Origin of the sequence: Dietzia sp. CH92 (assembly GCF_032248695.1) — a bacterium.
In the GTDB taxonomy this organism is placed as follows: domain Bacteria; phylum Actinomycetota; class Actinomycetes; order Mycobacteriales; family Mycobacteriaceae; genus Dietzia.
In genome coordinates this window covers 61,909-74,333 of sequence record NZ_JAVHXC010000001.1, presented here as the reverse complement: position 1 = coordinate 74,333, position 12,425 = coordinate 61,909, and the positions used below count along the sequence as shown (strand labels likewise).

General features: G+C 71.7%; 14 protein-coding genes. 7 read left to right on the top strand and 7 right to left on the bottom strand.

The window, feature by feature from the left end; genetic code table 11:
• Window positions 1-100: 100 nt before the first annotated feature.
• Window positions 101-865: a hypothetical protein gene (locus RWK90_RS00365; protein WP_314033579.1), complete on the bottom strand. Its 765-nt coding sequence runs from the start codon at window positions 863-865 to the stop codon at window positions 101-103.
• Between the two features lie 300 nt (window positions 866-1,165).
• On the opposite strand from RWK90_RS00365, the gene gndA reads away from it, so the two are divergent.
• The 3 genes from gndA to RWK90_RS00350 are packed head-to-tail and all read left to right on the top strand — an operon-like array spanning window position 1,166 to window position 4,955.
• On the top strand, window positions 1,166-2,638 hold the full coding sequence (gene gndA, locus RWK90_RS00360; protein ID WP_314033577.1) for an NADP-dependent phosphogluconate dehydrogenase: 1,473 nt from the start codon (window positions 1,166-1,168) through the stop codon (window positions 2,636-2,638).
• 47 nt (window positions 2,639-2,685) lie between these two features.
• On the top strand, window positions 2,686-3,996 hold the full coding sequence (locus RWK90_RS00355; RefSeq protein WP_314033575.1) for a DEAD/DEAH box helicase: 1,311 nt from the start codon (window positions 2,686-2,688) through the stop codon (window positions 3,994-3,996).
• Window positions 3,993-4,955 (top strand): hypothetical protein, encoded by a 963-nt coding sequence (locus RWK90_RS00350; RefSeq protein WP_314033574.1) that lies wholly within the window; start codon window positions 3,993-3,995, stop codon window positions 4,953-4,955. Before RWK90_RS00355 ends, RWK90_RS00350 begins: the two co-directional genes overlap by 4 nt.
• Before the next feature lie 15 nt (window positions 4,956-4,970).
• Here RWK90_RS00350 and RWK90_RS00345 read toward each other — a convergent pair whose 3' ends face one another.
• Window positions 4,971-5,906, bottom strand: a complete 936-nt coding sequence (locus RWK90_RS00345) for a hydrogen peroxide-inducible genes activator (protein ID WP_314033572.1) — start codon at window positions 5,904-5,906, stop codon at window positions 4,971-4,973.
• A 151-nt stretch (window positions 5,907-6,057) separates the two neighbouring features.
• Here RWK90_RS00345 and RWK90_RS00340 point away from each other — a divergent pair, with 151 nt between their 5' ends.
• From RWK90_RS00340 to RWK90_RS00330, 3 genes are all read left to right on the top strand, one after another.
• Window positions 6,058-6,654 carry a peroxiredoxin gene (locus RWK90_RS00340; protein WP_314033570.1) on the top strand — a complete coding sequence of 199 codons (597 nt, stop codon included), beginning with the start codon at window positions 6,058-6,060 and terminating at the stop codon, window positions 6,652-6,654.
• Entirely contained in the window at window positions 6,651-7,175 is a 525-nt protein-coding gene (locus tag RWK90_RS00335; RefSeq protein ID WP_314033569.1) for a carboxymuconolactone decarboxylase family protein, read from the top strand. The genes RWK90_RS00340 and RWK90_RS00335 overlap by 4 nt, the downstream gene beginning before the upstream one ends.
• A 176-nt stretch (window positions 7,176-7,351) precedes the next feature.
• On the top strand, window positions 7,352-8,368 hold the full coding sequence (locus tag RWK90_RS00330; protein WP_314033567.1) for a hypothetical protein: 1,017 nt from the start codon (window positions 7,352-7,354) through the stop codon (window positions 8,366-8,368).
• Between the two features lie 213 nt (window positions 8,369-8,581).
• Here RWK90_RS00330 and RWK90_RS00325 read toward each other — a convergent pair whose 3' ends face one another.
• From RWK90_RS00325 to dut, 4 genes are all read right to left on the bottom strand, one after another.
• Window positions 8,582-9,331, bottom strand: coding sequence for a DUF3159 domain-containing protein (locus tag RWK90_RS00325; protein ID WP_396230245.1), 750 nt, complete (start codon window positions 9,329-9,331; stop codon window positions 8,582-8,584).
• Window positions 9,318-9,725 carry a hypothetical protein gene (locus RWK90_RS00320; RefSeq protein ID WP_314033566.1) on the bottom strand — a complete coding sequence of 136 codons (408 nt, stop codon included), beginning with the start codon at window positions 9,723-9,725 and terminating at the stop codon, window positions 9,318-9,320. The genes RWK90_RS00325 and RWK90_RS00320 overlap by 14 nt, the downstream gene beginning before the upstream one ends.
• A gap of 31 nt (window positions 9,726-9,756) precedes the next feature.
• Window positions 9,757-10,689: a DUF3710 domain-containing protein gene (locus RWK90_RS00315; RefSeq protein ID WP_314033564.1), complete on the bottom strand. Its 933-nt coding sequence runs from the start codon at window positions 10,687-10,689 to the stop codon at window positions 9,757-9,759.
• Between the two features lie 128 nt (window positions 10,690-10,817).
• The gene (gene dut, locus RWK90_RS00310) at window positions 10,818-11,300 is read right to left on the bottom strand and encodes a dUTP diphosphatase (RefSeq protein WP_314033562.1); all 483 of its coding nucleotides are present in this window, start codon (window positions 11,298-11,300) and stop codon (window positions 10,818-10,820) included.
• A gap of 54 nt (window positions 11,301-11,354) precedes the next feature.
• Here dut and RWK90_RS00305 point away from each other — a divergent pair, with 54 nt between their 5' ends.
• Window positions 11,355-11,861, top strand: a complete 507-nt coding sequence (locus tag RWK90_RS00305; RefSeq protein ID WP_314033560.1) for a DUF3093 domain-containing protein — start codon at window positions 11,355-11,357, stop codon at window positions 11,859-11,861.
• An 85-nt stretch (window positions 11,862-11,946) separates the two neighbouring features.
• Here RWK90_RS00305 and RWK90_RS00300 read toward each other — a convergent pair whose 3' ends face one another.
• Complete coding sequence (locus RWK90_RS00300) at window positions 11,947-12,249, bottom strand: DUF4193 domain-containing protein (RefSeq protein WP_314033558.1); 303 nt, start codon at window positions 12,247-12,249, stop codon at window positions 11,947-11,949.
• Window positions 12,250-12,425 lie beyond the last annotated feature (176 nt).

The window sequence follows — 12,425 nt, the reverse complement described above, 5'->3', positions numbered from 1 at the left end:
CGTTACCCCGGCTCGAACGACCCGGACGGGCGTCGGTCACGGCCGGCCGTCCACTGCAGGGGTTCAGCGCGCGGAGCGCCGACCCCGTCCGCTGCGGGGGTCAGCGCACGGAGCGCCAACCCCGGTCGCGCACGGGGATCGGCCCGGCACCCGGGGTACGCGGGAGGCGGCTGCGCCGACGGACGGCCAGTCCGGAGTCGTGCAGGGCCTGGAGCACCATCTGGCCGCGCCGGTACCCGGTCTCCGGGCTGGTGTCGGCGAACGTCGGCACGATGGTCGCGGCGCCGAGGACGCACTCCCCCGCCATCGACCACAGCGTGTCGACGCTGCAGTTGCTCACCTCGGCCAGCCCCTCGAACACCGCGGTCAGCGTCGACCGCGACCGGCAGGCGAGCCACTGCGCGAGAGCCTGCTCGCACGGGAGGACGACGGTGCCGGGCGAGCCGGCCGCCGGGTCGTCGGGCAGGACCCGCAGGGTGGTGTCACGCACTCCGGCCCAGTCGAGCCCGCCCTCGATGTCCGTGCGCACCGCCATGTTCTCGGCACCGGTGTCCCAGACTCGGCCGATGGTGACGAAGCTCGCGACCGCGCGGCCGAGCACCCCGTGGGTGAACGCCTCCGCGACGAGGTACGTCGAGAACCGGATGTCGCCGGACTCCGCGAAGTGATCGCGGAACATCTGCTCCACGCGCCCGCTGTCGACCGCCCGCTCGAGTGGCACCCACCGGCGTCGCGACTGCGTACCGAGGTCGGCGATCGAGTAGAACTTCGGGTACCCGGCGCGGAAGCCGCCGAGCACCTCGACCGTGTCGTCGAACACCGTGCGCGTCCCCACCAGCTGAGTGGGCAGCATTGAGCTGGTCATGTCAGGTCTTTCCCCCTCATCGATTCCCCTGCGGGGCCGGTTACGTCTCCGCTGAGACGCCCGGGCCTTCCGTGATCCATCCCCCGGAAAAGTGTGGCCCAGGTCATCCGACCCGGTTCTAAGTGTTACAACACATCCTCGGTTGTTACCAAGGATTTTCTGCCCGTTCGCCGAATCGGTGCACTGAGTGCACGCCGGGCCCGCACCCCACCGGCCGCGCCCCCGCCGGTGCACCCGGCGACGATCAGGAGCATCGACGCAGGTCCGTTCGCTCTCCGGGCGTCGACTACGCTGAACGCCATGAGCACTGATCGCGAGGACGCGCAGACCGCCGCCGACACCGTCGGCACCGCCGACATCGGAGTGACCGGCCTCGCCGTCATGGGGTCGAACATCGCCCGTAACTTCGCCCGCCACGGCTACACGGTCGCGGTGCACAACCGCTCCGCCGGCAAGACCGATGCGCTCCTCGACGCGCACGGGGCGGAGGGGTCCTTCATCCGCACCGAGACGATCGCCGAGTTCGCGGCCGCACTGAAGTCGCCGCGTCGGGCGCTGGTGATGGTCCAGGCCGGGGCCCCGACGGACGCGGTGATCGATGCGCTCGCCGACGCCTTCGACGAGGGCGACATCATCATCGACGGCGGCAACTCCCTGTACACGGACACCATCCGGCGCGAGAAGGCGATGGCCGAGCGGGGCATCCGGTTCATCGGCGCGGGCATCTCGGGTGGCGAGGAGGGCGCGCTGGAGGGACCGTCGATCATGCCCGGCGGCCCGGCGTCCAGCTACGAGGTCGTGGGCCCCATTCTCGAGGACATCTCGGCCAAGGTCGACGGCACCCCGTGCTGCACCCACATCGGCGAGGACGGCTCGGGCCACTTCGTGAAGATGGTGCACAACGGCATCGAGTACTCGGACATGCAGCTCATCGGCGAGGCCTACCACCTGCTGCGGGGCGTCGCGGGGATCGAGCCCTCGGCCATGGCGGACGTCTTCCGCGAGTGGAACACCGGCGAGCTCGACTCGTACCTCATCGAGATCACCGCGGAGGTCCTCGCCCAGGTCGACGCGGAGACCGGTGGCCCGCTGGTCGACGTGATCGTCGACCGCGCCGGCCAGAAGGGCACCGGGCGGTGGACGGTGAAGTCCGCGCTCGATCTGGGTGTCCCGGTCACCGGCATCGCCGAGGCCGTGTTCGCCCGGGCGCTGTCGAGCTCCGTCCCGCAGCGGGAGGCCGGACGCGCCCTGCCCGCCGGGGCCGTGTCGACCCCGTCGGTGACGGGCCCCGAGTTCGTCGAGGACGTCCGCCGGGCGCTCTACGCCTCGAAGGTCATCGCCTACGCCCAGGGCTTCGACCAGATCACCGCGGCGAGCGCGGAGTACGGCTGGGATGTCGCCCGCGGTGATCTCGCGACCATCTGGCGCGGCGGGTGCATCATCCGCGCGACGTTCCTGGACCGGATCCGCGACGCCTACGCCGCCGATCCGTCGCTGCCCTCCCTCCTCGCGGCGCCCTACTTCGCCGAGGCGCTGGCGGACTGCGTGGACAGCTGGCGCCGAGTGGTCGCCACGGCGGTCACGGCGGGCATCCCCGCCCCGGGCTTCTCGGCGGCGCTCGCCTACTACGACGGCCTGCGCACCGAGCGCCTGCCCGCCGCGTTGATCCAGGGTCAGCGCGACTTCTTCGGTGCGCACACCTACCAGCGCACCGACCGCGAGGGCAGCTTCCACACCCAGTGGAGCGGCGACCGTTCGGAGGTCCGGGCCTGACCGCTCCGCGTTCCGGTGGTCTGGGCCGGCTCCTCGAGGATCTCGGGGTGTCGGTCCCGATCAGGCACGCCGTCTCGGGCGTCGTCAGCGGTGATCCGTCGCCGGTCCAGGCGGTCGCGCTCGCCGATGCCGTGGGGGGCGCGGATCTGCTCGCGGTGGCCCCCACGGGCTCGGGGAAGACGCTCGTGTTCGCGATCGGGGTCGTCCACCGGCTGGCGGGTTCCCCGAGCCTGCCCGGGCGTCCGCGGGCGGTCGTCGTGGCTCCCACGCGCGAGCTGGCCGAGCAGAGCGCAGAGGTGATCGCCCAGGTGGGGGCCGGTGCCGGGTTGAAGGTCGCGACGTTCGTCGGCGGTCAGCCGATCAAGCGGGACCGTCGTGCGCTGATCGCCCCGGTCGACGTCGCGGTGGGGACTCCCGGCCGTCTGACCGACCTCATCCGTGCCCGGGCCGTCTCGCCCGCCGACGTGCGGGTACTGGTCCTCGACGAGGCGGACCACCTCCTGGGACCGTCGTTCGTCGACGAGACCGGGGCCCTTCTCGACGCCTGCCCCGGCGCGGGCCTCGTGGCGACCACCGCCACTGCGGACGCCGACGTGGAGACCCGCCTGCGCGCGTCGCGCCCCGGGCTGCGGGTCCACCGTGTCGACTCCGTGCCGCCGGACCGTTCCCCGTCCCCGGCGGCGTCGGAGCGGCGTACCGGGGAGACGAGCACGGGGTCGACGACGACGGGGCCGCCACGTCGCCTGATCATCCTCTCCTCCCCTGATCCCGAGGGGGTGGCGGTCCGACTGGCGGCCCGCTGTACGCGGGGGCTCTTCTTCGTGCCCCGCCGTGACGCCGTGGACGCACTGCGATCCGCCATCGCCGACACCGGGGTCGGCGTGGCCGGGGTGAAGGGATCCGACTCCCCCGCCCGGCGCTCGGCCGCGTTCACGGACCTCGCCTCGGGAGCCGTGCGCGTCCTGGTGACGACGGATCTCGCGGGGCGCGGACTCGACATCGAGGACATCGGCCACGTGGTGCACGTGGGTCCGCCGCACTCGATGGACGATCTGGTGCACCGCTCGGGCCGCACCGGCCGTGGCCTGGCGCGGGCGGGGGTGGTCGCGGCCGTCCTGCGGCCCTCCCAGGTGGAGCGGGTGGCCGAGCAGGCGCGCGCGTCGGGGATGTCCGTGGAGACCGTGGACGTCTCCGGGCGGGGCGCCGACGAGGCGATCAACCGGCTGGTGGGTCCCGAGATCCCGACGCCGGCCGTCCGGCGGGCTCCGGCCCCGCCCACGCGGTCCCGGCGTCCGTCCCAGCCGCGCGGGTCCGCGCCGTCCCGCGTCCACCGACCCAAGCGGAAGAAGCGGTCGTGACCTCCGACGCGAACCCGTCCGGCGCCTCCCCCTCCGGCGTCTCCCCCTCCGGCGCGATGGTCCTCCCGGAGGAGCTCTGGCGGCAGCGCGAGGCGCGCCATCACGCACGCGTCGATCGACTGACGGCCGATCACCTGGAGCGGCGACGTCGCGGCGAGCCGCATCCGGTGGTCGACTTCCTCTTCACCTATTACCGCACGAGCGTGGCGTCCGTCCGTCGCTGGCATCCCGGCCCGGGCGTGCTGCTGGAGAACGCACACCGCGGCGAGCGTCTCCGGTGGAGGCACTACCGCCACGAGACGGTCGCCGGCCGCGAGGGGCTCGTGGTGGACGCCGATTCGGTGTGGCGCCGCTGCGGCGGTCGCGTCTCGCGCGCCCGCGACGTGGTCGCGGCGACAGCCGGCCGCCGTGGCGCCACCGGCTGTTTCGGCCTGCACGAGTGGGCGATGCTGTACCGGTCCGGCCGCGAGGGCGTCAGGCACGGACAGGTGCCCCTGCGATTGGGGCACGAGCGGATCGACGAGGTCGTCCGCCGCTCGCGCCTACGGTGCACGCACTTCGACGCGTTCCGCTTCTTCACGGACGAGGCCGTGCCCCTCAACGACGAGCGGCTCACCCGGGACTCGCAGGTCCGGACCGAGCAACCGACGTGCCTGCACGCCGGCATGGACCTCTACGCCCACACCGCCGCGTTGGAGGCCGGCGCTCCGGGCGAGCTACTACTCGACGCCCTGGGCGCCGCGTTCGACGCGCGGGAGGTCGACATGCGCTCGTCCCCCTACGACCTCTCGGCGTGGGGGCTCTCACCGATCCCCGTGGAGACCGCGGAGGGACGAGCCCAGTTCGTGGCCTTCCAGAAGCAGTGGCTCGCGCGCACCCAGATCCTCCGGACGCGGTTCCTCGACGCGGTCCACCGCGTCGAACTCCTCAGCGGGCCGGTACCCGCCGGCGCGCGCTGACCGGTCCCCCTCCGCTCACACGGGGACCGCGCCGAACTCCGCCGCCGCGACATCCACCACGACGCGGCCGAACTCGGCGTAGGCATCCGCCCCGGCGGTGGCCGTGCGGAGCACCAGCCCGATCGTCCGCCCGGGCACGGGGTCGGCGAACCGGGCCACCGCGATCCCGGGATCGCGCGTCTCCGGACCCACCGCGGACTCGGGCACGATCGTCACCCCCAGGCCGCCGGCGACACACCTGACCGCGGTCGTGAGGGACGCGGCTCGTGACTCCCCCCGGCCGAGCACCGGCGCGGAGACACGGCGGCACAGCTCCACGGTCTGCTCTCGCAGGCAATGCCCCTCGTCGAGCATGAGCAGCGGCTGGTCGACCAGGATCTCCAGGGGCAGCCCCTCTCGTCCGGCGAGCTCGTGATCCGCCGGGACGAGCAGGGCGAACGGCTCCGAATACAGCGGTGTGGCCGCGACCCCCATCGCGTCGGTCGGTACGGCCATGATCGCCAGGTCGATGACCCCGCTGCGCAACCCGTCCACGAGGCGGGAGGTCTGGTCCTCCACCACCCGGGGCCGGAGGTCCGGGAACCGCTCCCCCAGCGCGGGCAGGAGCCCGGGCAGCAGGTACGGGGCGACGGTCGGGATCACGCCGATCCGCAGTGCCCCGAACAGCGGCCCGTGGCTGCCGGCGGCGGCGTCCGCCACCGCGTCCATCGCGGTCACCGCCGCGCGGGCGTACGGGAGGAGCCGGTTCCCGGCGGGTGTGACGAGGACCGACCGCGTGCTGCGTTCGACCAGGTGGAGTCCGAGGCCGTCCTCGAGCGTGGCCAGCGCCTGCGACAGGGAGGGTTGACTCATGCCGAGGTCCTCGGCCGCACTGCGGAAGTGCAGACGCTCCGCGACGGCGAGGAAGACCCGGAGTTGCATGAGGCTCGGGACGAACCGCTGATCAGCCATGCCGATCAGTGTACGACCGGCGATAACGCGAAGTCGACAATTATTCGCTTGAACCTATGAGTGATCTATGTCTCATCGGCTTTACCTGTCACAGAGAGTGGGGCATAGTCGTGGCTGGCCGCACGACCAAAGCCCACTTCAGGAGGATCACATGGCTCTTCTCACCATCGGCGATCAGTTCCCCGACTTCGAACTCACCGGGCTGAAGGGTGGTGACCTCAAGGAGGTCAACGCGCAGCAGCCCGAGGATTACTTCGAGACCATCACCAACCAGTCCTACCAGGGCAAGTGGCGCGTGATCTTCTTCTACCCGAAGGACTTCACCTTCGTGTGCCCCACCGAGATCGCCGCCTTCGGCAAGCTCGACGAGGACTTCCAGGACCGCGACACCCAGATCCTGGGCGGCTCCATCGACAACGAGTTCGCGCACTTCAACTGGCGCGCGACCAACGATGAGCTGAAGACCGTGCCGTTCCCGCTCCTGTCGGACATCAAGCACGAGCTCATCCGCGCCCTCGGCGTGGAGAACGCCGACGGCGTCGCGGATCGCGCCACCTTCATCGTCGACCCGGACAATGTCATCCAGTTCGTGTCGGTCACCCCCGACGCCGTCGGCCGCAACGTCGACGAGGTCCTGCGCGTCCTCGACGCCCTCCAGTCGTCCGAGGTCTGCGCCTGCAACTGGCAGAAGAACGATCCCACCAAGAACATCAACAAGATGGACATGCTGCAGGAGGGCATCAAGTGAGCATCGAGAACCTGAAGTCCGGACTCCCCGAGTTCGCCAAGGATCTCAAGCTGAACCTCGGCTCGCTGGCGCGCTCCACCGAGCTGAACGAGCAGCAGCTCTGGGGCACGTTCCTCGCGACCGCCGCCGCGACCCGGTCGGCGACCGTCCTCTCGGAGATCGCCGACGAGGCCCGGCAGCACCTGTCGGACGAGGCGTTCAACGCCGCCCTGGGCGCGGCCTCGATCATGGCCATGAACAACGTGGCGTACCGCGCCAAGGAGTTCCTGGGCGACGACTACACCCAGGTCCGCATGGGCCTGCGGATGAACATCATCGCCAACCCCGGCGTGGAGAAGGCCGACTTCGAGCTCTGGTCGATGGCGGTCTCCACCATCAACGGGTGCGAGAACTGCACCGCCGCTCACGATGACGTCATCCGCAAGGAGGGCATCACCAAGGAGCAGGCGTGGGAGGCCGTGAAGATCGCCGGCACCGTCGCCGGTGTCGCGCAGGCCGTCGAGATCGACGCCAACATCTGACATCCACCGCTCCCGGTGACCGCGGGGCCCCGCTGACGACAGTCGGCGGGGCCCCGCGCATTTCCACCCAATGCCCGTGATCCGCGAGTTGGACCTCCAACTCACGCCGCGGCACAACTAGGTTCGGCAGGAGAGCCGCGGAATCGACCCGCGGCACCGAGCGATCTGGAGACGTCATGACAACCGGAGGTACCCCACCGGGGGACGGTTACCCGAACGACCCCTACGGTTCCGGCCCGGACCGGGGCCCCTACGGCGACCGGGGCCACGAGCAGCAGCCCTACCCGGGCCAGGCCGGCCCCGAGGGTTACCCGGGCCAGGGCGGCGGGTACGAGCCGTACCCCGGCCAGGGTTACGGCGGCCAGCCGGGATACGACCAGGGTTACGGCCAGCAGGGGTACGGCCAGCAGGGGTACGGCCAGCCGGGGTACGGCCAGCCGGGATACGACCAGGGTTACGGCCAGCAGGGCTACGGGCAGCAGGGCTACGGGCAGCCGGCGTACGGCGATCCCGCCCTCGGCGGTTACGGTCAGCCGGGCCCGGGCGGTGCGCCGGTGATGCCCGGCCGGGTCTCGCCGACCGACGCCGTCAGCGCCGGTTGGCGGATGTTCAAGAACAACCCGCTGCCCTGGGTGCTCATCACCGTGGCGAGCGTGGTGGTCAGCGGCGTCCTCACGCAGTTCACCACAAACGAGTCCGCGGGCGTGATGTTCGTCGCGCAGGTCCTCTCGTTCGCTGTGAGTCTGCTGTTCCAGGCGTTCGTCGTCCGCGGCGCGCTGCTCGAGGTCGACGGCCACAAGCCGTCCTTCGGCGACTTCTTCAAACTGCACAACTTCGGATGGTTCGTCGTCGCCGCGATCCTCGTCGGCATCGCCACCTTCGTCGGCGTCTTCCTGCTCATCGTGGGCGCCTTCGTCGTGGCGTTCTTCCTCTACTGGACGCAGTACTTCGTCGTCGACCGCAACATGACCGCCACCGACGCCATCGTGTCGAGCTTCCGCGCCGTCAAGTCCGACGCGGGCAACCTGCTCGCCCTCGCACTGCTGAACGTGCTCATCATCATCGTGGGCACGCTCGCGCTGCTGGTCGGCCTGTTGGTGGCCATCCCACTCACCACCCTGGCGTCGGTGTACGCCTACCGCGTGATCACCGGGCCGAGCGACTTCTCCCGCACGGCGACCGCCGCGGTCTGACCCACCGCCGCCTGATCCCACCGCGACCGGGACGAACTTGCGCCCCCCCCCGGTACGCGAACGACGCCCCGACAGCCGCCAGGCCGTCGGGGCGTCGTCGTACCCGGGGATCCCTCGTCGCCCGCGTCCGGGGGCGCCGCGCGTGGTGGGCGTCGTCGCACCCGCGTCGCTGCCGACGGCGATGTCCGTGGTGGCGTCAGGTGGGCGACACGGTCACTGTCCGCGGGCGGATCCCTCCACCCGGTCCCCGGCGGCGGACCCGTCGGGCGTCCCGGTGGCCACCGCGTTCTCGTGGGCCGTCGCGCGACGGACCGCCCAGACGGTCCCGACGAAGGCGACGAGCGCCAGCGGCCAGCCCATCCCGATCCGCGCGGCTCCGAGCCAGTTGACCTCGTCGTTGAGGTAGAGGATGTACTGCAGAACGGCCCGGATGGCGAACAGCGCCGCCCAGAAACAGGTCGCCACCGTATACCACCGACGGGCCGACGGGATCCGCCGCCACGCCATCCCCTTACCGTCGAGGAACCCCCAGATCACCCCGACCAGCGGCCACCGGACGATCGCCGAGAGCGCGAACGCCGCACCGTATGCGGCCTGGGTGATGATGCCGTAGAGGAAGTACCCCTTCGCGTCCCCGGTGCGCCAGGCGATGAAGACGCAGATCGCCACCCCGATGAACCCGGAGATCGCCGGCTGGGGGTTGTCCCGGCGCGCCAGGGACCAGGCGAGCATCGCGACCGCCACGCCGAGTGCACCCCAGATCGCGGCCGTCAGCCCCCAGAACGCGTTGACGGGCACGAACGTGAGGACGGGGATCGATGAGTAGATTAGGCCGCGTACGCCTCCCATCTGCTCGATCAGGGACGCGTCCGGGTCCCCGAACGCCGTCTTCCTGCTCCCCGATTCCGGTGTCGGCGCGTTCCGGCCGTCACCCGGCCCCGTCGCCTGCTCAGGCTCTGTCACGCGATTCCTCCACGGTCCTGCACGGCTGCCCGTCGAGCAGCGCGTAACGCGGGTTGAACATGATCCTGCGACCGTCCCGGTCCCCCACCCGGCCCGTGACACGGATGAACCTGCCGGTGTCGATACCCGGGATCGAGCGGCGTCCCAGCCAACAGACCTCGATGGCCCCGGTCCCGTCGAAGACCTCGGCGGTCAGCCCGAGGACCTCTGGGCCCCCGCCCGTCAGCACGGTCCGGATCCGCCCGGTCAGGGTCGCGAGGTCACCTCGTGAGACATCCGCGACACGCGCACACCCGGTGCGCTGCACCCGGCCGGCGAGATCGGCCGCGTCGAGCACCTCGACCGGGTCGGTGAGCCTGGCGGTCAGGTCACGCAGAACTCTGGGGAACGCCATGTTCACCCCCTCGAAGGATGCCCGGGTCCGGTCACAGGTCGTCGTCCGCGCCGCGGAGCCTGTCCATCGCGCTGCCGTCCCTGCGGCGCGCCGCGGTGTCGCCCTCCGACGCGGCGGAACCGCCGGACGCCTGAGGCGTCTGCTGCGCGGTCGTGGGCGAAGCCTGCGGGGTCGTGGGCGAGGCCTGCGGAGCCGCGGGCGCCGCCTGCGGCACCGAGCCCTGGGCCTGCGTCGCCGCGGGCGCGGCCGCGGCGGCCTGGTTCGCCGCCGGCTGCTGACCGGCCTGCCCGGCCGCCATCTGCTGCTGGTACGCCTGCGCCTGCTGCTGCGCGGCCAGCTGGGACCTGGCCTGGGTGAGCGCCTGTTGGATCTCGTCCGGGATCGTCAGCGGGAGCGGCTCACGAACGGGCATCGGACCGTCGCCGCGGTTGATGAGCAGGTGGCGGAACACCTCGCGGCCCTCCTCGGCCGCCTGCTCGGCGAGCTCGGGTGTGGCCATGACGCGGACCTCCGCGGTCCACCGGTTGCCGTCCACGCCGATGGCGCGGAAGACCGCCCCGGGGAGCTGGGCGACCAGCTCGCGTCCCCACGGACCGTCGACCACCGAGACGTCGGCCCCCTGCTGTTCGAGCTGCTCCCGCATCCCGCTCACCATCGTCCGCCACTGCCCCGCGGACTTCGGCGCCGCGAACGCCCGCGGGATGACCCGCGAGACCTTGGTGACGACGTGGAACTCGGGTTGACCGGCCGGATCCAGCGCCACGTTCAGATCGCGTCCCTGGGGGACACCGATCACCAGCGAACCCAGGTCGATGTGCCCGTAGCCCAGGGCCGTGTAGTACTCGCGCACGTCGCCGACGGACGAGCGGTCGTGGGGCCCCGTCGTGGAGGGGGCCTGCGACTCCGGCGCGGTGGACGCGGCGGCGTCGCGGGCCCCGGTCACCGGCTTCTTTCGTCCGAACATGCTGGAAATCCTCTCCCGTGCGACCCGGCCCCGGTCAGGGCCGTCGGGGACGACGCTACCCAACGGCGTCCCCGCCGGTCAGGTCAGGCGCGATGGTGGCCGATCAGGCGTGGCCGGCCGGGTCGGCGCTACCGGGTCAGGCGGTCGTGTCCCCCGGTCGAGCCGTGGCCGCCGTCTCCGCGGTCCGTCTCGTCCAGAGCGTCGACCTCCACGACGTCCCACAGCTCGACGCGCTGGACGAGGAGCTGCGCGATCCGGTCACCGCGCGTGATCCGGACGGGCTCGGCGGGATCGAGGTTGATGAGGTTCACCTTGATCTCCCCGCGGTACCCCGCGTCGATCGTCCCGGGGGCGTTCACGATCGACAGCCCCACCCGTGCCGCCAACCCCGACCGCGGATGGACCAGGCCCACGTAGCCGACGGGCAACGCGATCGCGACGCCCGTCGGCACGAGCGCCCGGTGCCCGGGCGCCAGCTCGAGGTCCTCCGCCGCGTGCAGATCGATCCCGGCGTCCGCCGCGTGCGCCCGGACGGGCAGGGGGAGGCCGGCGTCCAGCCGCCGGATCCGGAGCACTTCGTCGACCCCTCCGCGCTCGTCTGATCCACCCATGGTGCCGCCGCCCTCCTGCCGGGCCGGGCCCGGTTGCTCGATAGTCTTGATGTCGTGACCGACGAAGATCTCCGACCCCCGCCAGACCGCGCTCCCCGCCCGGTCCACTCCGAGTCACTACGGGTCCCGGTGTGGTGGTGGGTCCTGCTCACCGCGGTCACCGCCGTGGCGATCGTCCTCGCCGTCACGATCGGCGCGCGGTGGTGGGTCTGGCTGCTGGTCGTCGTCGTCCCCGCCCTGCTCGCCTGGCTGTTCGTCTCGATCGGCCGCGAGCGGGTCGAGGTGGAGTCGGACGGTCAGGGCGGGGGAACACTGTACGCGGGCCGGGCCCGCCTGCCGTTCGACGCCATCGCCCGCACCGCGGTCGTACCCGCCACCGCCAAGCAGGCGGCGATGGGGCGACAGCTCGACCCGGAGGCGTTCGTCGTCCACCGCGGGTACATCCCCACGATGGTGATCGTGGTACTCGACGACCCGCTGGATCCCACGCCGTACTGGCTGATCAGCACCCGAGACCCCGAAGGCCTCGCCGCGGCGTTACCGGACAACCACTACAGCTGACCGACCGCGGCCCGCCCGCACCCCGGAGTGGGCGAGGCGGGCGCGCCCCGCGACGCGGGGCCGACGCCCACCGCCCCGGCGGGTGTCAGCCCGCGCAGTCGACGCAGATCGACATGCCGTCGCGCTCCTCGGCGAAGCGGCTGCGGTGATGGACGAGGAAGCACTCGCCGCAGGTGAACTCGTTGTCCTGCTCCGGCACGACCCGCACCGTCAGTTCCTCGCCGGACAGGTCGGCGCCGGGCAGCTCGTAGGACTCGGCGGTGTCCGTCTCGTCCACGTCGACCTCGCCGGTGGCGCCCTCCGCGCGCCGGGCCTTGAGCTCCTCCAGCGAATCACCGGTGAGCTCGTCGGCCTCGGTGCGGCGGGGGGCGTCGTAGTCGGTTGCCATGAGTCTCTTCTCTGAGTCTGTGGGGGGTTGCGCGAATCGGTCGTTGACCGACCGGCGCACGCATAGTAACGGAATATCCCGCCATTTTCATCCAGCGGTTCCGACCACCATCCGGACGGGGCCGCGCGAGCCGGGCCATTACAGTGGACGGCCAGACCCCACCGGGGCTCTCACCC

What these genes read in the sequence shown, in the direction of transcription:
- RWK90_RS00345 (WP_314033572.1), bottom strand. Translation starts at nt 5,906, where the DNA reads ATGGCTGATCAGCGGTTCGTCCCGAGCCTCATGCAACTCCGGGTCTTC.
- RWK90_RS00315 (WP_314033564.1), bottom strand. Translation starts at nt 10,689, where the DNA reads ATGTTCGGACGAAAGAAGCCGGTGACCGGGGCCCGCGACGCCGCCGCG.
- RWK90_RS00300 (WP_314033558.1), bottom strand. Translation starts at nt 12,249, where the DNA reads ATGGCAACCGACTACGACGCCCCCCGCCGCACCGAGGCCGACGAGCTC.
- dut (WP_314033562.1), bottom strand. Translation starts at nt 11,300, where the DNA reads ATGGGTGGATCAGACGAGCGCGGAGGGGTCGACGAAGTGCTCCGGATC.
- RWK90_RS00320 (WP_314033566.1), bottom strand. Translation starts at nt 9,725, where the DNA reads ATGGCGTTCCCCAGAGTTCTGCGTGACCTGACCGCCAGGCTCACCGAC.
- RWK90_RS00365 (WP_314033579.1), bottom strand. Translation starts at nt 865, where the DNA reads ATGACCAGCTCAATGCTGCCCACTCAGCTGGTGGGGACGCGCACGGTG.
- RWK90_RS00340 (WP_314033570.1), top strand. Translation starts at nt 6,058, where the DNA reads ATGGCTCTTCTCACCATCGGCGATCAGTTCCCCGACTTCGAACTCACC.
- RWK90_RS00330 (WP_314033567.1), top strand. Translation starts at nt 7,352, where the DNA reads ATGACAACCGGAGGTACCCCACCGGGGGACGGTTACCCGAACGACCCC.
- gndA (WP_314033577.1), top strand. Translation starts at nt 1,166, where the DNA reads ATGAGCACTGATCGCGAGGACGCGCAGACCGCCGCCGACACCGTCGGC.